The 22517-nt window shown below is 40.3% G+C and carries 38 protein-coding genes; 10 read left to right on the top strand and 28 right to left on the bottom strand.

The annotated features are described in order from the left end of the window. Window positions 1–83: 83 nt before the first annotated feature. From CVS84_RS08255 to CVS84_RS08180, 17 genes are all read right to left on the bottom strand, one after another. Window positions 84–356, bottom strand: coding sequence for a phage tail assembly protein (locus CVS84_RS08255; RefSeq protein ID WP_107691880.1), 273 nt, complete (start codon window positions 354–356; stop codon window positions 84–86). 1 nt (window position 357) lies between these two features. After that, the gene (locus tag CVS84_RS08250; protein ID WP_107691879.1) at window positions 358–870 is read right to left on the bottom strand and encodes a phage major tail tube protein; all 513 of its coding nucleotides are present in this window, start codon (window positions 868–870) and stop codon (window positions 358–360) included. A 12-nt stretch (window positions 871–882) separates the two neighbouring features. Then, complete coding sequence (locus CVS84_RS08245) at window positions 883–2046, bottom strand: phage tail sheath family protein (RefSeq protein WP_107691878.1); 1164 nt, start codon at window positions 2044–2046, stop codon at window positions 883–885. A 2-nt stretch (window positions 2047–2048) separates the two neighbouring features. Continuing rightward, window positions 2049–2684, bottom strand: coding sequence for a hypothetical protein (locus tag CVS84_RS08240; protein ID WP_107691877.1), 636 nt, complete (start codon window positions 2682–2684; stop codon window positions 2049–2051). Beyond that, window positions 2671–2838, bottom strand: coding sequence for a hypothetical protein (locus CVS84_RS09560; RefSeq protein ID WP_199906124.1), 168 nt, complete (start codon window positions 2836–2838; stop codon window positions 2671–2673). Before CVS84_RS09560 ends, CVS84_RS08240 begins: the two co-directional genes overlap by 14 nt. Next, window positions 2835–3101 (bottom strand): hypothetical protein, encoded by a 267-nt coding sequence (locus CVS84_RS08235; protein WP_107691876.1) that lies wholly within the window; start codon window positions 3099–3101, stop codon window positions 2835–2837. The genes CVS84_RS09560 and CVS84_RS08235 overlap by 4 nt, the downstream gene beginning before the upstream one ends. Further along, window positions 3098–3436, bottom strand: coding sequence for a hypothetical protein (locus CVS84_RS08230; RefSeq protein WP_107691875.1), 339 nt, complete (start codon window positions 3434–3436; stop codon window positions 3098–3100). Before CVS84_RS08230 ends, CVS84_RS08235 begins: the two co-directional genes overlap by 4 nt. A gap of 14 nt (window positions 3437–3450) precedes the next feature. Then, entirely contained in the window at window positions 3451–4260 is an 810-nt protein-coding gene (locus CVS84_RS08225) for a phage tail protein (RefSeq protein WP_107691874.1), read from the bottom strand. An 11-nt stretch (window positions 4261–4271) separates the two neighbouring features. Further along, window positions 4272–4892: a phage tail protein I gene (locus tag CVS84_RS08220; protein WP_107691873.1), complete on the bottom strand. Its 621-nt coding sequence runs from the start codon at window positions 4890–4892 to the stop codon at window positions 4272–4274. Continuing rightward, the gene (locus CVS84_RS08215) at window positions 4889–5968 is read right to left on the bottom strand and encodes a baseplate J/gp47 family protein (RefSeq protein WP_107691872.1); all 1080 of its coding nucleotides are present in this window, start codon (window positions 5966–5968) and stop codon (window positions 4889–4891) included. Before CVS84_RS08215 ends, CVS84_RS08220 begins: the two co-directional genes overlap by 4 nt. Before the next feature lie 109 nt (window positions 5969–6077). Further along, a complete protein-coding gene (locus tag CVS84_RS08210) occupies window positions 6078–6362 on the bottom strand; it encodes a GPW/gp25 family protein (RefSeq protein WP_107691871.1) in 285 nt (94 codons plus the stop codon). Further along, complete coding sequence (locus CVS84_RS08205; protein ID WP_107691870.1) at window positions 6350–7243, bottom strand: DNA adenine methylase; 894 nt, start codon at window positions 7241–7243, stop codon at window positions 6350–6352. The genes CVS84_RS08210 and CVS84_RS08205 overlap by 13 nt, the downstream gene beginning before the upstream one ends. Window position 7244: 1 nt before the next feature. Then, the gene (locus CVS84_RS08200) at window positions 7245–7856 is read right to left on the bottom strand and encodes a phage baseplate assembly protein V (protein WP_107691869.1); all 612 of its coding nucleotides are present in this window, start codon (window positions 7854–7856) and stop codon (window positions 7245–7247) included. Further along, window positions 7849–8232 carry a hypothetical protein gene (locus tag CVS84_RS08195; RefSeq protein ID WP_107691868.1) on the bottom strand — a complete coding sequence of 128 codons (384 nt, stop codon included), beginning with the start codon at window positions 8230–8232 and terminating at the stop codon, window positions 7849–7851. The genes CVS84_RS08200 and CVS84_RS08195 overlap by 8 nt, the downstream gene beginning before the upstream one ends. Next, on the bottom strand, window positions 8222–8455 hold the full coding sequence (locus CVS84_RS08190) for a hypothetical protein (protein WP_199906123.1): 234 nt from the start codon (window positions 8453–8455) through the stop codon (window positions 8222–8224). Before CVS84_RS08190 ends, CVS84_RS08195 begins: the two co-directional genes overlap by 11 nt. Beyond that, window positions 8452–8796, bottom strand: coding sequence for a hypothetical protein (locus tag CVS84_RS08185; protein WP_107691867.1), 345 nt, complete (start codon window positions 8794–8796; stop codon window positions 8452–8454). The genes CVS84_RS08190 and CVS84_RS08185 overlap by 4 nt, the downstream gene beginning before the upstream one ends. Beyond that, on the bottom strand, window positions 8780–9217 hold the full coding sequence (locus tag CVS84_RS08180) for a glycoside hydrolase family protein (protein WP_107691866.1): 438 nt from the start codon (window positions 9215–9217) through the stop codon (window positions 8780–8782). Before CVS84_RS08180 ends, CVS84_RS08185 begins: the two co-directional genes overlap by 17 nt. Before the next feature lie 150 nt (window positions 9218–9367). Between CVS84_RS08180 and CVS84_RS08175 the strand changes: the two genes are divergently transcribed. The 10 genes from CVS84_RS08175 to CVS84_RS08130 all read left to right on the top strand — a co-directional run bounded on the left by CVS84_RS08175 (window position 9368) and on the right by CVS84_RS08130 (window position 17849). Next, window positions 9368–9820: a hypothetical protein gene (locus CVS84_RS08175; RefSeq protein ID WP_107691865.1), complete on the top strand. Its 453-nt coding sequence runs from the start codon at window positions 9368–9370 to the stop codon at window positions 9818–9820. Continuing rightward, window positions 9811–10659 (top strand): phage protease, encoded by an 849-nt coding sequence (locus CVS84_RS08170; protein ID WP_107691864.1) that lies wholly within the window; start codon window positions 9811–9813, stop codon window positions 10657–10659. Before CVS84_RS08175 ends, CVS84_RS08170 begins: the two co-directional genes overlap by 10 nt. 55 nt (window positions 10660–10714) lie before the next feature. Further along, window positions 10715–10987 carry a hypothetical protein gene (locus CVS84_RS08165; protein ID WP_159070079.1) on the top strand — a complete coding sequence of 91 codons (273 nt, stop codon included), beginning with the start codon at window positions 10715–10717 and terminating at the stop codon, window positions 10985–10987. Between the two features lie 11 nt (window positions 10988–10998). Then, window positions 10999–11967, top strand: coding sequence for a major capsid protein (locus tag CVS84_RS08160; RefSeq protein WP_103640419.1), 969 nt, complete (start codon window positions 10999–11001; stop codon window positions 11965–11967). A 152-nt stretch (window positions 11968–12119) separates the two neighbouring features. Then, entirely contained in the window at window positions 12120–12518 is a 399-nt protein-coding gene (locus CVS84_RS08155; protein WP_107691863.1) for a phage protein Gp36 family protein, read from the top strand. Next, window positions 12511–12996, top strand: a complete 486-nt coding sequence (locus CVS84_RS08150) for a DUF1804 family protein (protein ID WP_021088424.1) — start codon at window positions 12511–12513, stop codon at window positions 12994–12996. The genes CVS84_RS08155 and CVS84_RS08150 overlap by 8 nt, the downstream gene beginning before the upstream one ends. An 8-nt stretch (window positions 12997–13004) precedes the next feature. Beyond that, complete coding sequence (gene terL, locus CVS84_RS08145) at window positions 13005–14648, top strand: phage terminase large subunit (protein ID WP_107691862.1); 1644 nt, start codon at window positions 13005–13007, stop codon at window positions 14646–14648. Continuing rightward, window positions 14645–16003, top strand: coding sequence for a DUF935 family protein (locus tag CVS84_RS08140; RefSeq protein WP_107691861.1), 1359 nt, complete (start codon window positions 14645–14647; stop codon window positions 16001–16003). The genes terL and CVS84_RS08140 overlap by 4 nt, the downstream gene beginning before the upstream one ends. Further along, on the top strand, window positions 15993–17240 hold the full coding sequence (locus CVS84_RS09685) for a phage minor head protein (RefSeq protein WP_234411927.1): 1248 nt from the start codon (window positions 15993–15995) through the stop codon (window positions 17238–17240). The genes CVS84_RS08140 and CVS84_RS09685 overlap by 11 nt, the downstream gene beginning before the upstream one ends. A 123-nt stretch (window positions 17241–17363) precedes the next feature. After that, window positions 17364–17849: a phage virion morphogenesis protein gene (locus tag CVS84_RS08130; RefSeq protein ID WP_107691860.1), complete on the top strand. Its 486-nt coding sequence runs from the start codon at window positions 17364–17366 to the stop codon at window positions 17847–17849. A gap of 4 nt (window positions 17850–17853) precedes the next feature. On the opposite strand, the gene CVS84_RS08125 is transcribed toward CVS84_RS08130, so the two are convergent. The 11 genes from CVS84_RS08125 to CVS84_RS08085 all read right to left on the bottom strand — a co-directional run bounded on the left by CVS84_RS08125 (window position 17854) and on the right by CVS84_RS08085 (window position 22449). Further along, window positions 17854–18309, bottom strand: coding sequence for a thermonuclease family protein (locus tag CVS84_RS08125; RefSeq protein ID WP_107691859.1), 456 nt, complete (start codon window positions 18307–18309; stop codon window positions 17854–17856). A gap of 119 nt (window positions 18310–18428) precedes the next feature. Beyond that, entirely contained in the window at window positions 18429–18710 is a 282-nt protein-coding gene (locus tag CVS84_RS08120; RefSeq protein ID WP_103583832.1) for a hypothetical protein, read from the bottom strand. Next, on the bottom strand, window positions 18707–19210 hold the full coding sequence (locus tag CVS84_RS08115; RefSeq protein WP_107691858.1) for a phage protein GemA/Gp16 family protein: 504 nt from the start codon (window positions 19208–19210) through the stop codon (window positions 18707–18709). Before CVS84_RS08115 ends, CVS84_RS08120 begins: the two co-directional genes overlap by 4 nt. Before the next feature lies 1 nt (window position 19211). Continuing rightward, on the bottom strand, window positions 19212–20174 hold the full coding sequence (locus CVS84_RS08110) for an ATP-binding protein (protein WP_107691857.1): 963 nt from the start codon (window positions 20172–20174) through the stop codon (window positions 19212–19214). Continuing rightward, window positions 20174–20377, bottom strand: a complete 204-nt coding sequence (locus CVS84_RS08105) for a hypothetical protein (protein ID WP_107691856.1) — start codon at window positions 20375–20377, stop codon at window positions 20174–20176. Before CVS84_RS08105 ends, CVS84_RS08110 begins: the two co-directional genes overlap by 1 nt. Beyond that, complete coding sequence (locus CVS84_RS09465; RefSeq protein ID WP_159070078.1) at window positions 20367–20525, bottom strand: hypothetical protein; 159 nt, start codon at window positions 20523–20525, stop codon at window positions 20367–20369. The genes CVS84_RS08105 and CVS84_RS09465 overlap by 11 nt, the downstream gene beginning before the upstream one ends. Further along, window positions 20525–21070, bottom strand: a complete 546-nt coding sequence (locus tag CVS84_RS08100) for a hypothetical protein (protein WP_107691855.1) — start codon at window positions 21068–21070, stop codon at window positions 20525–20527. Before CVS84_RS08100 ends, CVS84_RS09465 begins: the two co-directional genes overlap by 1 nt. Window positions 21071–21137: 67 nt before the next feature. Then, window positions 21138–21266: a hypothetical protein gene (locus tag CVS84_RS09735; RefSeq protein ID WP_258030146.1), complete on the bottom strand. Its 129-nt coding sequence runs from the start codon at window positions 21264–21266 to the stop codon at window positions 21138–21140. Further along, window positions 21263–21751 carry a host-nuclease inhibitor Gam family protein gene (locus tag CVS84_RS08095; RefSeq protein ID WP_107691854.1) on the bottom strand — a complete coding sequence of 163 codons (489 nt, stop codon included), beginning with the start codon at window positions 21749–21751 and terminating at the stop codon, window positions 21263–21265. Before CVS84_RS08095 ends, CVS84_RS09735 begins: the two co-directional genes overlap by 4 nt. A 35-nt stretch (window positions 21752–21786) precedes the next feature. Next, window positions 21787–22128 carry a hypothetical protein gene (locus CVS84_RS08090; RefSeq protein ID WP_087584948.1) on the bottom strand — a complete coding sequence of 114 codons (342 nt, stop codon included), beginning with the start codon at window positions 22126–22128 and terminating at the stop codon, window positions 21787–21789. Window positions 22129–22191: 63 nt separating this feature from the next. After that, window positions 22192–22449 carry a hypothetical protein gene (locus CVS84_RS08085; RefSeq protein ID WP_107691853.1) on the bottom strand — a complete coding sequence of 86 codons (258 nt, stop codon included), beginning with the start codon at window positions 22447–22449 and terminating at the stop codon, window positions 22192–22194. Window positions 22450–22517 lie beyond the last annotated feature (68 nt).

Raw genomic sequence — 22517 nt, 5'->3', positions numbered from 1 at the left:
CTCATTAAGCTCAAGCTCCATTATTTCATTAAATGAAAAATGAAGCGTATGAGCTATTATTGCAACCCCTTCATAAGTAGGGGCTAACCTAAAAAATTAGTCACCATTCCTAAGATCAGGGCACAATCTTTTGCATCCAACTCATCAAGTTCTGCCTCACTTAGGCAAGTTAGTGTGCTTGCTAGTTTAAATGTAAGTGCGCCTTCATCGCCTTTTGTGCCTCTCATCGCAAAGCGAAGATCTCTACCTTTTGGATGTCTTACCTTTAGGTCTTTATCATCGCTTAGTTTTACTACGGTGTATTTTTCACCATTCTCTTCTATGATATTTGATTTTTCTACTCTAATTTTTGCCATATTATTCTCCTAAATTTGAGCGAACCCCTGCCATATAATCAACTCCGCCTATAACGCATATCATATTTTCACTATCTTTTAGTACCATTGGCACACCATCCACGTTGATGTCCACAAAATGAGCTGATAGCTTAATAGTAACTTCTAGCTCTTTTCCGCTTTCAAACTCAGATACTTCATAACTGACAATATCTCCAGTAAAGGCTGCACTAAAAGGCACAGTTTTACTTTTACCGCTTTGGAAAATGCTAGCTTTAAAAAGCCATGGAATACGGTTGGTAAAGCTGTTTAGTCCTAAATTTACCCACATGTTTTTATCTAGCACACTAACTGTAAATTCAACCTCTGTTGCCTTTAGCATGCCAGTTGTGTAATTTGTACTAAGAGCTCCTTTGCTCTCTATCATTTCAAACTCTATTGTGGGAAGCTTAAGCTTTTTTGTTACGCCAAGATAGCCGATGCCATCTATATAAACGTTACCTTCTTGGATTACTTGAGGAATTTGTCTTTTCATTGTTTATCTCCTTTATTTATTTAACTCATCCATCAAAACGCTACCGTATTTATCCACGTAGATAAAATCAAGTGTAAGCTGCTTAACGATTGGATTGTTTTGCATTCTGACATCAAGGTAAAATTTGCCAGCCGTGATAGTTGCGTCGGTGTTTTTTGCACTCCAGCTAAGCTCATATCCAAGAAGTACCTTTGCTCCAACTAGCCCACGAAGGAGCTCGCTAACTGATCTTTTTGCATGATAAAGCTCACTAGCTTTTCTATCGATCGCAAATAGCACTCCCTTTTGGCAAGCTTGCGATATTCGGTCAAATATCCTAACACGTGCAAGATCTTGCCAAATAGTATCTTGGTCACTCGTTTCGCCACCCCAAGCTCTAAAGCCACTCTCTCTAATGATGGTAGAAATTTTTGCAGCTCTAAGCTCATCAGCCGTGCAAGTTTCCCCAAGCTCAAAATCCACGTCTATTTGCGTGCCTGAAACTCCTATCATAACCCTGTTTGAATAGCTGTCGCTATATCCAAACTCGCTTGCACCATCTGTATGGGCTATCATCCCCGCTATTCTCGCACTTTGCCCCTCATAGACATAAGCATTCGTTTCATCATCCCAAACCTTGACATTTGGATAAGCGGCAACTAGCCTATTTGTACCAAAATCGCCCATTTTAACAATGGCTGCTGCTGCGTCATCTGCTTTTAGATCTACAATGCCAGTTGCTTTTAGCCTGGTTGCCATCTTTTCTATCTCGCCTTTAATCGCATCTTCATGGCTAAAGCCAGGTGCGATTATTAAATTTGGGCTATAACCAAAGCGTGATTTAGCTTTAGCAAACGCTGTGACGGCACTTTTGCACTCCGTAATCTCATCGTTTGTGTCCTCATCGTCATCTTTTGTAAATACACTTAAAATTATTTGAGTATTTACGGCCTGATCTTCAATACCTTTTAAAGCCCTATAAATAGAGCCTTTTTTAAAAGCTTGGCTCGCATCCTTTTTAGCTTTGTATTTTGCTTCAAGAGCTTCAAGTGCCTTTACTGTTGTCATATAAAAATGTAGGCCATTTTCTAGCACCTCTTCATATCCTGCTATACCAATAGGCGTAGTACTTTCTACTGCTATTGGTCTTGCCGCCTCAGCTGAGATGGTTACGTTTACACCAAATTTTGCTGCCATTTTTATTCTCCTTTTTGATTTACTTTTTTAAATGGGTTTATACACCACACCGTTTTTAGATGTTTCTTGTCATCTTTCTGGGTGAACTCTTTAAAATTTAAGGCATTTGCCCCTGCTATATCCATAAGCTTCCATCCGACATAAATACGACAATAAAAGCCACTTAAAAAGCCTTTGTATCGGATCGTTTTGTAAAGTCCAAAACGTGAGCGTCCATCTTTTAAGATACAAGTTACTTTGCAAAAACCACTCTTTTTGCCACCATTGCTGGTGATATTGGGATCACCTATGGTTTCTATGCTATATGGATTTATATCACTTACTTTGACGCCTAAAATTTCACTTGAAAAGTGTCCTATCCTATTGCGTAAAAGCCAAAGAAGTCTTGCTTTATATGTTCTATTAGTTGGTTCAGGATAGTGCTTCTCTCTCCAGCCACTATCGCCATTGATAGCAGCACACTTACCATCGTAATAGTCTTTTGCATCTTCAAACCACCTAAATATCTTTGGCAAATGCTCATCATCTTTTTTGCAAAATAGTAATGCGACTGGCACGACCACAAATGCAAGCAACTCAAGCACAAGTTCCACTGAAATGATCGCTATAAGTTGTAATATCTCTTTACTCTTTAGCATCATTTTCCTTTTTTGACTTCTTGCTTGGCTTCTCATTTTCTTTTGTTTCGCTCTGTTTGTATTCTGGATACTTAGGACACTCGCTCCAAGTGCAGTTGCCGTCCTTATCAATCTTTGACGCGCAAATTTCGCACCTTTTTATTCTTATTCTCATTTTTTATCCTTTTGTGTTGGTCTAGTTTTTACAATGTCGGTAAATTCATCGCCACTCAAATACCAAAACGGCTTTTGTCCATCTTTGTATTGCATTTTGGCAAAGTCATCTGGGTGTGTCGCCAGATGGGCGAACACCCTTAAAATGTTTGTCATATTGCTATTGTCCCAACCCTCGCACTTTCTAGCACGTAAAAAGATCACGATAGGGCAGAGTAGCACGCCCAAGATTAGCGATAGAATGCAGATTATTATGTAGCTCATTTTCTTAGCTCCTCTCTTTGCACTATTAGCTCTTTTAACTCCGCCCTTAAGCTCTCGAGCACGGCGGTGTTGCCGATAATAAGAGCATGCTTTATATCATCCTCGCACTCTTTTATATCCGCTTCGAGCTGTGCTAGTTGTTTAGCTTTTTCATCTATCTTTGGCTCTTTTTTAATTAGCTCGCCGTTTTGTATATAGTCTGCTCCGATAGATAAAGCCTTTTTCCACTCATCATCACTGATTTTTATATTTGGCTCAGGGATACTACCGTGTATCTCGTCGTCATAAAAGCCTAGTATCTTATTTGTTTTTGCGTCGTAGTTTGCGTATTTCATTTTTTTCCTTTCTTTTAGTATCCAATAGCTATGTATGCTACCGCCGTAGGTGTGTGTGGCCAGCTGTGACGAAATATAGCACCCGTCCTTGACGGTGTTCCATAACTCATCGCGCTTACTTCTTTTCCAGCTCCATAGTGTGCTAATGTTAAGGCAATGCAGGCTGTTGGGAATACAATAGGAAAAAATGTCATTTTTGTATTATCACCTTGTGGAACTTGAGTATCTACTCCCCACTGAATGATTAAGCCATTTGGTAGCTTTGTATATCCGTTTTGAGCATTAGAGCTTAGAAAGTGTGAAAACTGCGTAAATTTATCGTCGCTCTCCGCTTTTGTGTATGCGTCTATCTTGTCTTTTATCTTAAGAAACATCTTTTCGCACCATTTTCTAGTTGCTAGCACTATATTGTTATCAACCTTTAAAATGATGCTTTCGCTCGCGTTTGCGATTTGAAGTTTAAAATTTAATGTGATGTCTTTGCTTGACCCCTCGTTTAAAAGTGGCTTGTAAGTATCTGCTAGTCTTGCCACTGCAAAGAGTGAACCATCATCACAGTATATGCCAGCCGTTTTTATATAAAATCCGCCAACTTCAGGCGGTATGATAGCATCGACGTCTAGAATGTTATTATCGTTTTCGTCTATCGTTATGGCGTTTATTGCACCCCTATACTTCTCATTTGGTATTGATGTCGTCTGTTCGCTTAATTCTCCTTCAAAGTCGCTTACTACAACTTCTTTTAATGCGATTTTTGATCCATCGCTAGCAGTTTTTAAAAGTTTATTTATGCCACTAGCTGTTAAAAGTGTGTATTGCTTCATTTATCCATCCTTTATCTTGTTAAAACTCTTATTGCATTGATTGGTATGCTTATGATCTCGTTTATCTGCGTAGTAGCTCCTACTTTAAAGCTTGCTCTTTGGTTTATATTTGATATTACATAAGGATCTATACTTATGCTCTCTCCGCTAAATGTGTAAGAGTAGGCTTTTAAATTTATGCTAGCAGTCGCTTTTATGCTTGCTCCATCATATACGCTACGCACGTTTTTATAGGTGTTTATGATCTCATCAGATCTCTTTAATGTCTGTGGGCTTACTCCATTTTTACTTGCATCAAGCTCTAGTTTAAAGTGATAAGGTAGTCCTGCATAATCAAACCACTCTTTAACCTTGGCATCTGCATAAAGTGCGCTTAATGCCTTATTTAGACTATAAAAAGTGCCTGAGTAGTAATGTATCTCAAAAGCGTTTTTTATGAGCTCTCTAGCTTCATTTTCGTTTAGTCCATCAATATCTACATCAAAGCTAGCTGCAAGTACTGGCAGTAAAATTTTTGGGCAAGAGCTAGCAAGAGTATTTATGACACCAATATCTAGATCCTCAAACCTTACGCCAAAAAGCAAGTCAAATTTCTTATCAAATTTGCTTTTGTGATTAGGCAGCAAGCTCATAATTCAGCCTTTTTGTAGCTTATCTCATAGCTTAAATTTACAAATTCTTTTACGCTTATCTTTTTATCATTAAGCGGTTCTTTAAGACTTACTCTATAAACGCCGTTTTGATGTAAATTTTTATAGATGTAGCTTAAATTTAGATCTTCTCCAAGGCTAAGGCTAGTTGGCAGAGCTGATATAGCTTTAGCTACTTCATCTTGAAAGAGCATATCTGTTAGCTCAAGGGTAGCTACTACCTTTACATCTATCTTTGTAGCATTTAACACGCTTAGATTATCGGTTAGTGGCCTGACCTTTTCGGCACTTAAAAAGCTCTCCACATCTTTGCGTGACTCTTCGCTCATGTCAGTAGTTTTTAGATAAATTTGCACCACTCCAGCACCGCCATTTAGCACGCTGCACTCCAGCACCTTTGCATTTGCGCTTAGTGTTTGATAAGTATATGCTTTAGCACTGCCTGCAGTTGAGAAACGCTCTAGGCTTAAAACTGCACGCTCTCTTAGCCTATCATCGCTTTCACGCTCGGCTCCGCCTTCAAACTCACTTAGCTGTTTTGCTTTTAATGCGAAAGGAAGCGGCGTTTGGATATATTCGCACTTTGCTTTGCTGGTTTTTGTAAACTCATCTAAGATGATCACTCCAACAGCTTTTAGCTCATTTGCTCTTATTACAACTTCACTTTTTAAGCTAGCTATTTCACCATTTTCGCTGCGTAAAATTAGCCCTTTTGGCAAATATGTATCGCTGTTTCTTGGCATTGAGAGACTAAACTCACACTGCGCCGTTGGTCTCTCGCCTTTTAACCTCTCTATGCCATAAATCGCTACTATGTTATCAAGGTCATCTCCAGTAGAAAATGGCAGCAACATAGCCTTAACGCTATCATTTATCCTGGCTCGCAAGAGCAGTTCTCTATAAGCTAGCGTTTCAAGAAGTGCCGAATAATTGTCACTTTCAAGTAGTGAAATTTCATCAGTTAAATGCTCTTTAAAAAGGTTTTTAACATTATTTAAAATTTCATCATATTTAAGCACCTCAATAACGTTTGGATATGGAAGTTGTTTTAAATTCATTTTTTACTCCTCACATGAGCATAGCCCATGTTCCGGCAGGAAGCTAAAGCACCCTTGACCCATCTAAAGTTATGTTTGCTGCTCGCAAACTGCAGTTTATAGATAAAACTCATATCCTTACCTCTATCTCATCACCACTCATAAGCACTACTTTAAAGCTAAGCTTATGATCTTTTAAACCTATAAGACGAACTTCATCGATCTTTACTCTTTTTTCCCATCTTTCTACGGCTTCTATGACGTAGCAGGCAAGATCGGCCCTAAACTCGTCGTCTACCTTGCGGTCTATTAGCTCGAACAAGCGACTGCCGTATTCGGGCAACATAACCCGCGAGCCAAGAGGCGTGAGTAATATGTCGCGGATACTTTCTTGAATGCTTGTTAAATAATGCATAAGTTCGGTTCCTTTTGCGCCGTCTTAATCTTATCGGCTGTATCAAATAGTTCTGTGTCGCTTTTGTAAATCATATAGTCAGGCTTCGCTTGTCCATTAGCTAAAATTGCTTGTTTTAGGCCGTATCCTTTAAAAACTTCATCGCCACACTCTACACGGTCGTCTATGTATGGCAAGATGTCACTATTCTCACTTGAGAAAAATATAAAAGGCTCCCTTACTAGCCTAATCAACTTTAAAAAATCTCTTAATCCCCAAAAGCATTTATAGCCTACTTTGCTTGTTTGTAAATATGGCGGGTCTAAGATTAATACAACGTCTTCATTTTCAAATTCTTTTATTAACTCCATTGCATCTTTGCGAACTATCTCAACACCTTTTAAATATCCATTTGCTTGATATAAAGGCATTCCTGTGCTGGTTATAAAAAATGTTTTCTCTTTTTTAAGCTCATCTTCATTATGAGCATATTTGCCACTAAAAAGAAGGTTTGAGCTAAGCGTTAGCCAGTCGATAAAATATCCTCTTTGTAAATAATTATCTATAATTTTTATGATTTCTTCCCTATCCTCTTCACTTACTTTTTCATTTTTTTTATATTTTTCTGTGATAGGTGCTATCGATCGTAAAATTTCGTTTGTTGTCTCTATGTTTGCCAGCCTCTCGCTGTAATTATCGTAGTCATTGTAAATTACCCTTGCGTTAGGATAAATTTGCTTTATATTGTGGCTAAGTAGTCCAGAGCCACCAAAGGCGTCGATAAAAATTCCATTTCGGTGTGCTCTAAACTCGTCCTTTATAAGCTCTCTAAATTGCTTAATAAAGTTTCTTTTTTGTCCTTGAAAAGGCAAAGGAGCGCGGTTAAATTTGATTATCTGCATTTTAATCCCTCGCAAGTCCGTTATTTGTATGATCGCTTAGGTTGCCACGTCCATCACGTACGCTACCACCAAAGCTTGCATTACCACCTGTTGTGATTGAGCCAGTGATTTTTACATCTCCGTTTATCTCAAAACTACCGCTACCACCACCAACTCCAGCTGTATTTATCGCCCCTTGTATCAAAGTGTTGCCAAGTAGATTGATTTTTGGACTTTTTATAGTGGTATCGCTAGCTTCTACCATCACATTTTTAGCCTTTACATTTGCGTTATCGCAAGTTATGCTTATAAGCTTTGGAGATGAAATTTCAAGGCACGAGCTAGAGCTGTCATAGCTCATCTTTATGCCATCTTCAAAACTTACATGCACCTTTTTATCAGTAGCGTCTGCCTTGTGAGAACTTTGATAAAGCCCACGAAGCACTACACCTGAGTTTAACTCATCATGTACAGGTAGCACTAGCACTTGCTCTCCTACACGTATTGGCGAAAAGCTCACTGCATAAGAGTTGGCATGTGCTTGAAATACCGGCAAAAAATCAGTTACCATAGAACCAATGGCAACTTTTGCACGGTCTGCTCTTACTTCACTTATAATTCCAACTTCAATCATTTATATGCTCGCTAAATTTTTTATTTCTTGGCGTTCTTGTGTACTTTACGCTATGCTTGATCTCTTTTACATCATCATGTATTTCATTGAGCTTCTCTTTATTTATGGCAAAATTTGCTGCCAAAATATCGCTTAGTTTTTCAGTGGCGCTGCTTTGTTTATTTATCGCTTCACTATTTTTATTCACCACATCTATCATCAAATCAGTGTTTTTGCTCGTATATCTACTAAGCAGCCAAAAGATCACCACAAAGCCTATAAAGCCAAAAATCGCCATAAAGACGATAAATTCATTTAAACCCCATGATCCAGCTAAATTTATTAATCCAGCTGTCTCTCTTATCTCGTCACTAAAATTTAAGCCGCTATTTTCCATCCGCTATCCCTATGCATTGTTTTAATAGATCCTCACACTTTAAAAAATAAATCATCTTTGCCTTGTGTGCTTCAAAGCTACCATCATTATTTGGCTTATCTGGCATTACAGCATTGCAGCGCACTGGTGTTAGTTTTTCTTTGTAGATGATGGTTGGCTCTTTAAAAGCACAACCACAAAGAAGCACACCTAATGGCAATAAGCCTAATCGCATCATTTTCATCTCTCGCCCTCAAAAAATAACTCCTGGTAAGCCTTTAGCTTGGCCTCACAACTTTCGTCTTTTAAGTAAATTTTCTCTACTCTCTTAGCCTCTTTGATAGGTTTTTGTTCTACCTTTACGCTCATCTTTGAAATAGCTTCATTTTGACTTTCAATGACGCTATTTGCTGCCTTTAAGTTTTGCTTTGACGTGTTAAGATCAAGAGCAATGCTTTTTATCTCAAGGTTCTTTGCGTCGATGCTTGCATTTAAAAAATGTATTTTTAGTGCAAAACTACCAATACATAGCAAAAAAACGGCACCAAAAATGATGCAAATTTTGGTATTAAGCAAGTAACCCACTTAGCACCTTCTTTGCCCGGTTTGGAGTTTGTTTCGCCCAAAGAGAATTCATGCCGCTTTGATAGGCGGCTTCGTATTCGCCCGTTCTTATATGGTGCATCGTGGTTACGAATTTCTTTACCTTTGAAACGCCTAACTGATAGGCCATTTCTATCACTACTTCTTGGACGTTTTGCGGTTTTTCCTTTAACCAATCAAACGTCGCGAATACTGCGGCGGTTAGTTTTTCAAGCTTGAGCTCTAAAATTTTATCGGCCGTCTCTTTACTCATGGGTTCGTATTTGCCGCCGTTTAGCGCTAGCTCGTCGGCCGTAAGCGCGGCAAGCAAAAAGCCGTAGCCCACGGTTAGTCTTCCCAGGCTATCCTCGTATCTATGATCTTTAAGGCCCTCATTTTCTTTGATTTTTTCTATTAAGGTCATGGCATCCTCCAAACTTTTGCCGCAATATTACGCCATACCCATCCCAAAATCTATCACGATTTTTTGTCAAAAAACTTTGTCAAAGTCCTGTAATAGATTTTCGGCGCGAAACATTTCATAATTGCGCCAAAAATATACCAAAGGTGCTAAATGCTAGAAGAATTTGAAAAAGAACTTATAAACACGATTAAAGAAGCGGCCGAACCCAAAAACTCGGTAATTAGAGCGTATTTGGGCGAGTTTAACAACAAAGAAGAGATGGAACTATTGATAAAAGGCGGCGAGAGCTTCGTATTCGTAGAGTTCGTGGATGAAAAATACGAAAACGTAGTAGAACGAAGCGCGACGTATAATATCCATATACTAGCCTGCACTTCAAACAAAAATCAAAACTACCGACAAGCCAATAAATTTAAAGCCTACGCTCTATGCGAGGCGATAGATAAAAAGCTAAGAAACTCAAATTTATGTAACGAGTTTAGAATAGAACCCCAAAGTGCTAAGGCGTCGCTAAACGATATTACCGACTACGGCTACGTCTACGTGCTCACCATGCAGATACGAACGCAATTTTTAGAAAAGGATGAATTCTTATGCTCATAACAAAAGACTTAATCGCACTAAAGGACGATAAAGAAGAAGTTTTAAGCGAAATTTGCCTGGCCGTAACCGGCTTTTGGCAAGGACATGCTGGAGGAACGTTTAGTATAGACGCTGCAGACATAGAAAAAATGAAGCTAAATTTCGACAAGCGTAGCCTAGATATAGTGATCGACTACGAGCACCAAACTTTAAGCGGGGAGATAGCGCCTGCTGCGGGCTGGATAAAAGAGCTTTTTATAAAAGACGGCGCGCTTTACGGGCGCGTAAGTTGGACAACCAAGGCAAAGGATTTTATCAAGAACGGCGAATATAAATATCTTAGCCCGGTTTACGACTTTATGGGGGTAGACGAAAAAACCGGAGCTTGGCAGGGGTGCACGTTGCACTCGGCGGCGCTAACTAATAAGCCGTTTCTTGACGAGCTAGGCGAAGTAAGAGCAAATAAAAATTTTACAAAGGAGACAAACATGGATGATGCAAAAAATCCAAAAGGCGAGCCGAAGGCTCAGGCCGCTACGCAAAACGGCGCGAGCTATGAGGCTCAGATAGTCGAGCTTAAAAATCAGCTTGACGCCTCTAAACAAGAGGTTGCTACGCTAAAAGAGCAACTAGCTCAAAGCGCGGTAGACACAGCTATTATCGCAAATAAGCTGCAAGAAAGTCAAAAACAGTGGGCACTCAGTTACGCAAAAGCCGATTTAAACGGCTTTAATGAGTTTTTAAAAGGCGTTATGCTGCCACAGCAAAAAACGAGTATACCGAGTAACGATATGTTTGCCAACAAAAGCCAATCGGACGCAGAAATAGATGTCGTTAAATTTGCATTAGGAGGAGAATAAGATGTCAAACGAACAGAAAAAACCAAAGACCGTCGGAGATGTGGTCGTAAACAAGGTGCTCGGCGTTAACGCCAAAGTAGAGACTACAAAGACCTTAGAGTGCGGAGCCGTGCTGTTTAGTATTAACGGTGGCGAGAGTTTTGCGGCCGTGACCAGCGACAATCAAACCACTACTATCGCAAACGCTTCCGCGGTATTCGGGGTACTTTGCGACAACGTAGAGGCCACAGGGGACGCAGACGTGCTGGTGCTTGGCGAGGTAATGCTGGAAGGCGCCGCGGCGGAGCTAAAGACCGCATTATTCAAACAAAAAATCATAGTTAGATAAGGAGATAAAAAATGGATGAACTTTTAAAAAAATTTACGGTCGAGGCGATGACTGAGATCATAATTCAGACTAAGGTCGATCAAAATTTTATAACGGATACGTTTTTTAAAAAATGGACTCCGACGCTTTCCAATACCCATAACATTATCATCGAAAAAGGTGCGGGCATAATCCTTGAAAGCGTTAGCGAAAACGGAGAGCACTTAGTGACAAAAAATCCCGACCAAACTATCATCTCTGTACCGCTTCCTCGCTTCCCACAGTATGATCCACTCCCAGCTAGCGAGATGAATTTACTAAGAACGCTCAATACCCAAAGCGAGCAGCTTAAATCATTGTCTGCGGCTATCGGCAAAAAACTAGCTAGCCAAAAGAGCAAGATCACCAACACCGTAGAGTATATGGCCATAGGCGCTATTTTCGGTAAGGTAATGGACGGCAAAGGAAAGGTGCTGTTTGAGCTTAGCGCAAATAGAAAAGAGATAACTATCACGAATGCGACTAAATTATTGGATTTATTAAGCGATATCGAGGCTGCTCAAAAAGAGGTGTTAGGCGTTGCAAAGCCGTATATCGCGCTAGTAACTAGAGAACTTTTTGGCGAGCTGCTTAAACTAGCCCAAGCCCAAGAACTTCTAAAGCTAGAATCCTGCGGAGTCATTGACAGTAACGGCGTTTTAACCCTTAAACTTTTTGGCAAGACCTTTATGCCTTACGATGCCTCGTACAAAAACACGAAGGGTAAAGATACGAGCTACATGAGTGGCAAAAAAGGCGTAGTAGTGCCTTTGATGGACGATATCTTTGAGATAGTTTATACGAGAGCAAACCATACGTCTGCCATCGGAAAGGCTCCGACTAAATTCTTCGCTGCGGCTCCAGAGGTGCTTGACAAAGGTATGGGCTGGGGCATTGTTAGTGAAAGCAGACCGCTTCCGATCTGCAATAGGCTTGACGCGATCATTGAGCTAAAAATGTAACAAATCGATTTAAAAGGGCTTCACGTCCTTTTAAATCAAAAATGACTAAAACTACGAGAAAAATATTTTAAACGTTTTAACGCGCTTTTAACGCTCGCTAAAAGCTAATAACGAATACGGTCAAAAGGTTTAAAATATTTGGAGACAAAATAATGGTTTTAACAAACGAGGATCTACTAAAAGAAGTTTCTACTAGAGAGCTGCAAGAGCTCAGCGACTTTGAAGGAAGCGGTGCCGTTAATCAAAACGTCATAGACGATAGCGTAAACGATGCCTTGGCCTATATCTCCTCTTTCATCAAACTTCCGCAAAACCCTACGCCGCTGTTAAAAGACATCGGCGTAAATTTAACTATTATCGAGCTCAAAAAGCGCAACAACTTTCCCAAAGAGGCGCTGAATGAGCAAATAGAAAAGATAGACGCTCTACTTTTGAAGATGGCTAATAAGAAGCTTCCGAGCCAAATAGAAGACGATAGCGCGCCAAGGCTCGGTATAAGAGCGTTTCGACACAGTGAGAAAAAAATGGACTTAAAGGATTTAAATGGCTGAGAAACCGAATATCAAAGAGCTAGCAAAAGAGCTATATTTAAAAGGCTTCAGCCTTGAGCGCATAGCCGAAATTTTAAACAAGACCGTAAAAACCATAAAAAATTACAAATCTCAAAACGGCGACTGGGACGAACTAAAAGCAGCAAGCTATCTAAATAAAAGCGGAGAAGATAAGCAAAACATCTATCAAAACTTTATCGAAGAGATGCGCCTGGCCGTAAAAGATATAAGAGAGAGTGAACTGCCCGCGGGCAAAAAGGCCGAGGCGCTTTCAAAGATAGGCGATAGCTTTGTTAAGATGACCAAAGTTGCAAGCTACGAAAATCCGGCGGCGTACCGCTTAAGCATCGCCAAAAAGGTCATTATGCTAGTAGTCGATAAATTTAAAGACGACGAGAACAAAGAGTGCATAAAAAAACTCGTAGAGCTCATCGAGAGCGAGAAATTCGTCAAAGCTATAGAAGAGCTCGACGTTTAGGATGACGCATGCTTTTTTCAAGAGATGAGTTAGATAGCTTCTTAGAAGACAGTAGAGAAACGCACAAGCAAGCCGGCGCCGTAGAACCCGAGCTTAGCAAGCTTACGCGTAAAGACTTTTACGGCTGGCTAGAGGAGCTTAGCGGAGAGCTAAAAGAGCAGATACATCTAAATAGCCCTCTGTCGCCAAAAGATAGGGCCGCAAGAGTACGGCGCGCTGAGCGTGATTTTATGTTTTTTGCAAGGACTTATTTCCCGCACTATTTTAGTATTAGTAGCTCTTGTGCGCTTCACGAGGATCTAGCGCAAATCTTTGAAGCTATGACGCAAAACGCAAGCGGAGACAAATACGCCCGCGCCGCGCCGCGCGGTCATGCAAAGACGACGTACTGCTCACAGCTTCTTCCGCTTTGGTGTATTTGTTTTAGCAAGAAGCGATTCATAGTCGAAATTTCAGATGCCGTGGAGCTCGTTGAGGGGTGTCTTGAGGCCATCAAAGCCGAGCTTGAGGACAACGCAAATTTAAAAATGGACTTCCCGCACGTTTGCGGCGCAAGCAAAAATTGGAAGATAGGCGAGTTCGTATCCAAAAACGGAGTCAAGCTTAAGGCTTTTGGCTCGGGTAAAAGACTACGCGGTGTAAAATTCGGCGTTTATCGCCCCGATCTAGTAGTCCTAGACGACCTAGAAAACGATACCAACGTACGCAGCAAAGAGCAACGCGACAAGCTCGAGGAGTGGCTAGACGAAGCGGTTTTAAATTTGGGTAGCGTAGACGGTAGCCTCGACGTACTTTATATCGGCACCGTACTTCACGCGGATAGCGTTTTAGCCAGGAAGCTCAAACTCAAATTTTGGAACGCCAAAAAGTACCAAAGCATCATAAATTTCCCAAAGCGTATGGATTTATGGGAGAGATGGAGCGAGCTTTACAAAAACGTCTCAAAAGAGGCTAGCGAAACGTTTTATTTAAAAAACAAAGCCCTTATGGACAACGGAGCGCGGGTGCTTTGGGAGGATGCGCTACCGATCCTAAAGCTCATGCAAAAGCGCGCCGAAAACCTAAAAAGCTTCAACAAAGAGCAACAAAACGATCCGCGTATCGAAACTCAAATTTTCACCAAAGAGAGTATGCATTTTTATCGTGAGCTTCCAAGGTGCGATTATTTTGTGATGTATATCGACCCAGCAGGAGAAAAGAAAAAGAGCGACTACACGGCTATAACGGTGCTAGGAGTAAGTAGGGCAGAAGCCAAGATCTACGTAGCAGAAAGCATAGTAGAGGTCATGAAGACCAAAAAGGCCATCAAAGAGATCATTAGGCTTAATCAGCTCTATAAATGCCGCGTTTGCGCGATAGAGAGTAATGGCGGGCAGGAATTTTTTAGAGGCTGGATTAGAGAAAAGGCCTTCGAGATAGGCGTTAAACTACCTTTAAAAGGCGTGAATAATACCTCAAGCAAAGGGCAAAGAATAGAGGAGCTTGAAGTGCCTATAGAAGACGGCGAAATACTCTTTCATCAAAGTCAAAGCTTGCTTATGGAGCAGCTTACGGAGTATCCCGAAGCCAAGCACGACGACGCGCCCGACAGTTTGGCGGGCGCATACGACTTAACAAAACTAAAAAAGAAAGTAAAAAGGCGCATAAGATGATATTTGACAAATTATTTAAAAATAAATCCGAGCAGCCACAGCGCAAGAAGGCGGCTCTCATCCCCCAAAACGGTACCCTGATAGATTTGCTGATAAATACAGGAGTTTCGAGTGTAGGCGACGACGATATGGATATGATACTAGCCGATCTTACCGTTACGCAGTGCGACGTAAGCCGCAAGTCCGTGACTGAGAAAAAAGAGATCCAAATCGTTTGCGACGATGAAAAAATTAAGGACGAATTTAAAAAGATTTTTAATCCCGACGTAGTCAGCCAAATTTTAGAGACCTATCTTTACGGATTAAACGTATTCGAGATTAACTACAAAGACAAAGAAGGTCTTGTATACCCAAGACTAGTGCAGCGCGATTTTAGGCAGTTTAAATTTAACGACGCGGGCGAGTTCACATTTAATGCGAACGGAAGCGAGCGAAGTATTCCGCCTTTAAAAGTTATATACGCATTAAACAGAGCGAATTTTAGAAAGGTATACGGAGACGGGCTGCTTAAAAAGCTGTATTTCCCCGTCAAGATGAAAAACGCCAGTTTAAAGTTTTGGTTTAGGTTTTTAGAAAAATTCGGATCGCCCTGGGCGATAGCAAAAACTAGCTACGAGCCCGATGAAATGGCTGCGGAAGTGCAAGCTATGCTTAGCGGCGATAGCGCGGTCATAGACACAGACGAGGAGATTACGCTGGTGCAGCCTACCTCAAACGTAGATTTTACGAGACTTCCCGCATACCTTGACAATCAAATCAGCAAGGCTATTTTAGGCGCAAATTTGACTAGCGATGTAAAAGAGGGAAGCTATGCCGCAGCAAAGACACATAATGAAATCAGAGAGGATTTGGCCGCAAACGATGCTAAAATTTTAATCTTCGTGATGAACAAGGCTATAAGTTTTTTTAAGGAGATCAACGGCTATAACGGCGAGCTTTACGCAAAACTATTCGACGAAGACGCTCCTAATACCGAGCGCGCCGCAAGAGACAAGACGCTATACGATATGGGCTTTGCTCCGACCAAAAAATATATAACCTCGACTTACAATATCGAGATCGACGAAAATGCCGGGGTGCAAGAGAAAAATTTAAAAGCTAATAAAGCTAATTTAACAGCCTTAAAAGGCTCTTTAAAGGCTTTAGATAGATTTGATAAAGCCACGGACGAGATGGATATAGAAGACGGCGAGATAGAAGCGGCCTTAAACAAACTAATCGCAAGCAGCGAGACTTACGAAGAGGCTTTCGATAAGCTTTACGAGCTTTATGATTTGCCATTTGAGAGGCTTGAACCACTAATGTTTAGAGCTGTAGCAAATGCCCAGATGTTAGGACATGTAGATGAATTTTAGTTTTTTTGAGGAGCCTACGGCGGTTTATGAATATTTAAAGAGCAAAAAGCCAGAAGCGCACTTTGATTACGACGAGATCATTCACGACGCCCACAAAAAAGCTTTTACGATAGCCAAGATGACAAATTTAGACCTTTTAAAAGATATGCAAAGTTCGCTTACAAAAGCTTTTAAAGACGGCATTGGGTTTGACGAGTGGAAAAATAGTGTAAAACCTATGCTGGCAAAGAAGGGTTGGCTGGGAAATATCAAAGTAAAAGACCCAAAGACTGGCGAAGAAAAAGAAATTTACGTAGGCAATAGAAGATTAAGAACTATATTTAACACCAATATGAGAACGGCCTATGCTAAGGCTAGGTATGAAAGTCAGATGCAAAGCCTAGGCGAATACTTCCGCTATACTGCAGTGCTTGATAGCAGAACAAGAGAAGCTCATAGAAAGCTTCACGGCAAGACACTACCTAAAACTGATAAATTTTGGGATACCAACTATCCGCCAAATGGCTGGGGGTGTCGCTGCAAGGTGCAGGTGCTTACAGAGGCCGAATGCGTAGCTAGAGGTATCGTGCCACTTACAGATGGCTCTTTTTTACCTCAAGCTGCAGAAAAAGATTTTAGATACAACCCAGGTAAAGTCGATAAAACAAACGAAATTCTAAAAGATAAGCAAAATAAGGCCTTAGACGCCATTATTTCAACTCTTGCAAAGAAAAATTTAAAACAATCCATAGATAGCTTCGAGCACGAGCGAGACATTTACGTTTGGCAAAAAAGCTTAGACGACATGGTAGGCGCCGTAGTCGGCGGTAAAATCATCAAGGATAAAATTTACCAGGTGGCTCAAGTAGGGGAGTTAAAGCAAAGTATCAAGAAAAATCTAAAAATCATCGACGTAGAGCCCAAAGCATCCAGTATAGCCGTTTATCAAAACACCATCTCGCACATCACGAGAGATAGCAAGCCGAAGGGAAAAGAGCCCAATATCGATGAAATAAAAGCCGTAGTAGGCGTTTTTGACGAAGCTAAACGCGTATTTTACGATAAAAAGGACAATGTTTTACTATATTTTTATAATAGCCTACAAAACGATAACATGGTAAATTACGCCGTCATCCGCCTAGACTATACGCTTAAAAAATTTAAAACCGATAATTTTATAGCGACTATTACGAGGATACCCGTAGAAAATTATAAAGCTATTTTGAAAGATAAAAAAAGATATATAAGAATAAAGTAGATAAGGCCGGGCATCGAACCCAAGTCATATACAGCTTGCTTTTTGCAACTGGAACCCTGCCAAATCTGGGCCATCTCTTATCTACTTTGTGTAATTATACCACATTTTAAGGGGACAAACGCAATGATAGAAGTTAAAGGCCTAGAAGAGCTGCAAACTAAGCTAAAATCTCTGCAAAATATCGACAAAAAAACCAAGCCGCTAATGCAAACACTAGGCAATATCTTACAAAACGAAATAGAAGCTAGTTTTGAGAACGAGAGCAGTCCCTTCGGACAAAAATGGCAAGCCTTAAAACCTAGCACTATCAAGCAAAAACAAAGACATGGAAAATCTCTTAATATTTTAAGATCAGATGGAAATTTAGCAGATAGGTGGATAGTTAAAGCAGATGATAAAAAAGCTACAGTATCTAATAATACGAATAAGAATGGCTTTGCTTATGGATTAGTTCATCAATTCGGCACCAATAAGGCGGGACGAAGTAAAAACGTAAGAATCGCGGCTCGCCCGTTCTTGCCGGTAGATAAAAGCGGAAAATTGCCGGATAAAACCGAAGAAGTCGTAAAAAAAGTAGCTATAAATTTCGTAAAGGATAGCTTTAAGTAGTAGTCTAGTTTTTTCTCTTTTTTCTAAACTCCCAAGGCGGGGTCGGGCTATCTTCTTGCCAAAGGCCTAGCTTTGCATTTCTGGCATACGCTTCATCATTCTCATACTCCTTGGAATACTTCTTAAAAGCCCAAGCATAGCCGTTTTTGACCATAAATTTATTCACGTCTTCTCCATCAAGGAATACTTTTGCGATAGTCCTTTGATACTTATCTTTTTTATCTCCCGCTACGGTTACGATCTTTCCAGCTATTTTAGCCTGCAGGGCTTGTTTACATAAACGTGAGAAAGGTTGCTTTTTTTCTGGGGCGTCTATGCCGTGAAGCCTTATCTTTATCTCTTGCTTATCCACAGTCAAGACTTTTATAGTGTCGCCGTCTGAAATTTTTACCACCTTTGCCTCATAGTCCGTAAAGGCGCAAGTAAATAGCAGGCTCGTAAATATTAGCAATTTAAGCATTTTTAAAGGCCTTTTTGGGGTGTATTATAGTTGCTTGGGAATATTTTGTCAAAAAAGGATTAAAGGCGGAAGTTTCTACAGATTGGATTTTAAAGAAAAGCGTAGGAAAGAGGACGCATTTACTCGAACAAACTAGGCTCTCTTAACTCTTTGGTTATAGCACAAACGCTGTTATAGCTCAAGTTATGCTTCGCGGCGATCTCGCGAATGACTACTGGGCGTGGCTTGCCTAACTCTATGCCTTCTTCGTATTCTTTGAGTATATCGTAGTTTCTAAATGTACCTTTGTAGCTTGGCACGTAAATATTTGCTCCGCCGTATTCTTTGATGATGTCGGCCATGCTTTCGCTCTCTTTGACGCGGTTGTAGAACTCGGCGAATATATCGAAGCTATTTATCATTTGTAATATTTATCTTTCATTTGAATAAGGGCTTGCACGACGTCGGCGGCATCGCTCCTTGATAGAAATTTAAGATGCAAAGGTCTGATTTTAACTATCCTAAAGATGAACTCTCTTAAAGCCATGCCCGTTTTTACGTTGGCTATCTCTTCCCAAATACCAACAATAGTTTCAAGCTGCTTTTTGGTCGCGTATAGGCTGCCTTTAGCTGGCGTTAGATCTTCACCGGCTACAAAAGAATGATTAGACGTTTTGTTTGCTTTGGTTTTGCGGGTTGCTTTGGTTTTTCGCGCAGGTCTTTTAAAATTTGTGTCTTTATGGGGCTTATATCCCACGACCTCTAGCACGACCCTAAGCTCCTCTATACTTAGCTCTTTCAGGCTATCTTTGCCAAATTGCGCCCGTAAATATACTTTCCTGCACTCGTCATCCACGAAATAGTTGTGCTTCAATGTTTGTATCATTTTTATATAGTATTTTTTTAGTTCGCTCGTATTCATCTCAAACCGCCAAATTTAAGGTATTTTCCCTTATAGTTGTAACAGTTGTATCGGTTGTAGTCTCCGCTTTACAACTATATATCACGCTCTTGCCCATTTTACGGCTAAACCATAGCTTGCCGTCGAATTTATCCAGGCAATCCCTAGCCGTTCTATCGTCTTTTTCGTAATTCATAGCGTTTAGCAGCTCGGTCTTGTTTGCCTCGCCGCCGGCTAGTATCTTTTGCGCTAGAGTGGTAAAATTTAGCTCGTATTCACTCATTCTAGCTACTTCCACGTCAAGCTCGTTTAGTTCTAAATTTAGCGTTTTTACACAAAAACCGCTATCTTTTACTCCGGCTCTTTCTTTGGCTACTTCAAGTAAGAAATTTAACTCGTTTTCCTTGCTAGGGCGTTTTATTAGATGATACATAACGTCGAGAGAATTTCTTATATGGTTGCTGCCTTGATAGTTTTTACCGTCTTTGTTAGAGTGGTGGAGGATGATCACGGTAGCTCCCGCTTCACGTAAATTCTTAAGCGCACCAAATAGCCTATTTATGCGGTTATCGTTATTGATGTCTACAAAATCACGCAAGCTATCCAGGATAAAAACGCAATCTTTGTAGGCTTTGCCTACAGCGTTTTCTTCTAGCTTTAGAACAAGCTCAAATCCGCAAAGCTCCAAAGTGGAGCGCTGGATATAATTCATATTCTCGTAGCTTTCTATAAGTAGCCTATCTACGCCGCGCTGTTTGAGTACGCCTACGGGGTTGTCGTAGTCTATGAAAAACACCCTTTGACCCTCTTTGCAAAGTTTTTTAGCTAGAGCAAAGGCCATGTAGCTTTTGCCCGTGCCGCCGTCCGCGTAGATCAGTGTGATTAGCTGCTTTACTAAAAAGCCATCTATCAAAAACTCGACCTTTTCATTGAAACTATCCTTGGTTAGGCTAGAACTTTTTAAAAACTCGAAAATTTCGCTCATTATAATCCTTTTTTCCACAGCTCTTTCTCTAAAAATCCACGGCTTAAACCACTGCACCTAGCTAGTTTTGACACGTTTAGCTTTCCGTTTTTAAAGCGGTAAAAACTAAGATCGTAGCCGAGTGCATTTTTCAGCCTAAAAAGTGCATTTTCGTGTCTTTTAATAGCTAAATTTTTTAGGTGTTCTCTTTGCTTAGCGCTCATCTCTTGCCTTTAATGTTTCTCTTAACTCATCAAAAAGGTTGGCTAGATCTCTATCCATCTGCTTTTTAGGCTCCTTTTGTATCAGCTTTGCGATTACATCGGTGAAGTAAATTCTATTTTGTTTTATCTCTTTAGCAGTATGCTTCATTATTTGCCCTCCAGCAAATTTCTTTGAAGCTGGGCTTCGGGCATTCCCTCGGCCATCTTTTGGATATTTAGTATCTCTTTTATCTCTTCAGGGCTTAAAGGTTTTACCTCTCCTATGCGTTTGTTGTCTTTGAAGCCTAGTTTGTTTTTCCATACGAAAGCAGCTTGAGCATTTTCTAAACATTTCTCCCAGCTTTGAAAATATGCCGATCTTAAAATTTCAAACTCCATGAATTCGTATTTGGTCAAACAAAAGCTTATTTGTCTGCCTTTACGCTGCATATATTTTATGCCGTCACTTATGAATATATTTTTTACTTTGGCACAAATTCTGAACAAAAGCTCTTTTTCAAATTTGCTCTCGTATTTGAAAGCATACTCCTTGCTCTTTTCGTCGTCTATTAGTGATTCAAGGCTTATTTTATGTTTTTTTAGTAGTTTGTTTAGTATCTCTTTGGCACTTACCGCTTCACCACCTACACCTTGCTCCGCTAGAGCTTGGAGCTTTAGAAGTCTAACTTTTAGTTTTTCGTCGATGTTTTGCATGGTTTTCCTTTAAAATTTAAACCTTTTAAAATACGTTTAATTCAGCATTAAACGCATTTTAAAGGGCTTAAAGCCCTTTAACGCAAATTCTTAATTTTTCTCGTCTTACAAACCTAGGCAAAAGCCTATTTTTGCTATCTTTTAACTTTTTATATTCACTCCAATAAATTTGAAAATCACTCTTTATCTCGTTCATTTTCCTACCTCCAAACTCTCTATTTTAGGCACTATCCTAAAATTATCTTTTACCACTCTTTTAAGACCGAGCTTTACCAAATCCTCGTCTTTTAGCTCTGCCAGCGCTTCTTTGTTAGGCTTTTCCTCGTATATGATGCACTCTTTACCTAACCCAAACGCCTTTATGGAGTTTAGCAAACTCTCAAGCTTGGCTTTTACGCTAGGTACTCTTACGCTTTTGCTTATGCGGTAGCCGATCTCGCCAAAGGTAAATTCCTTAGAGCGTTTTTCGGCAAATTCAGCCTTGTTGTCCTCGCAAAATAGTGTGATTTGCTGCTCAATGTAGCTTTTTTCACTCTCAAGTCTTTCAATTTCGCTTTTTCTAGCTTCTTTTATACGGTTGCATTCAAGCGTTACTTCACCGTTAATTTTTTCTATACCTACGCTTACTTCGCATAGTCTTTTTAAAGCGACGTCTACGTCGCTAAAACTATTTATTTGCATCTTTTGCTCCTCATTAAAAATTTTTATTAGCCCTATCACTCAAACAAACTAAATTTAAGCTCACTAAGACCATATTCTTTAGCCCATGCCGCCTCTTGTGCCATGCCCTTACTCTTGTCGCTCCACTTGCACGGGTGGCTGTAGTAGTAGCTGCACACTCTAAGCAGTTCTTCGCAGTTTTTCATTACTCTTTCGCGCTCAAGTTCGCTATATACATCCATCCATGCAAGCACGGGCGAGATAGGCTCATAGCCGTTAGCTCTGACGATAGCGCAAGCCTGCTGTGCTATTTGCTTAGCGTAGTAGTTTCTGTCCCGATCTTTGCACTCGATACTGGCGTAGGGAGTAGAAACAAACACTAATCTCGCTGTTTTCATCTATTCTCCTTTCTTAAAATTTAACTTTATAGGAAGCTCCGCAGAGCTCCCGAAAAATCAAATTTAAGCCGCTGTATCGATTACTTTGCCGTCGGCGGTTCTTATGATATATTTGCCTACTAGCTTAAACATGCTCTTTGAGTAGTCTGCCTTTTGACCCTTTATCATGTTTCCGCGCCTTATGCCCCATAGCTCACCTTTAGCACTTACTCTCATTTCAAATCCTTTTTCTTCAAATTCTCTTACCAGTCTAACTAGCCCTGCCGCTTGCGTTCGCTCCACCGCGCGATTTTCAAGAGGATTTATAGCTATATCCATCATTTTTTACTCCTTACAACTATTACAACCGTTACAACTATAAAAGCAACATCTTTGTAGCCTCTTTGACT

The organism is Campylobacter concisus, from assembly GCF_003048575.1.
GTDB classification, from domain to species: Bacteria; Campylobacterota; Campylobacteria; order Campylobacterales; family Campylobacteraceae; genus Campylobacter_A; species Campylobacter_A concisus_U.
This window is presented reverse-complemented; position numbering and strand designations above follow the sequence as displayed.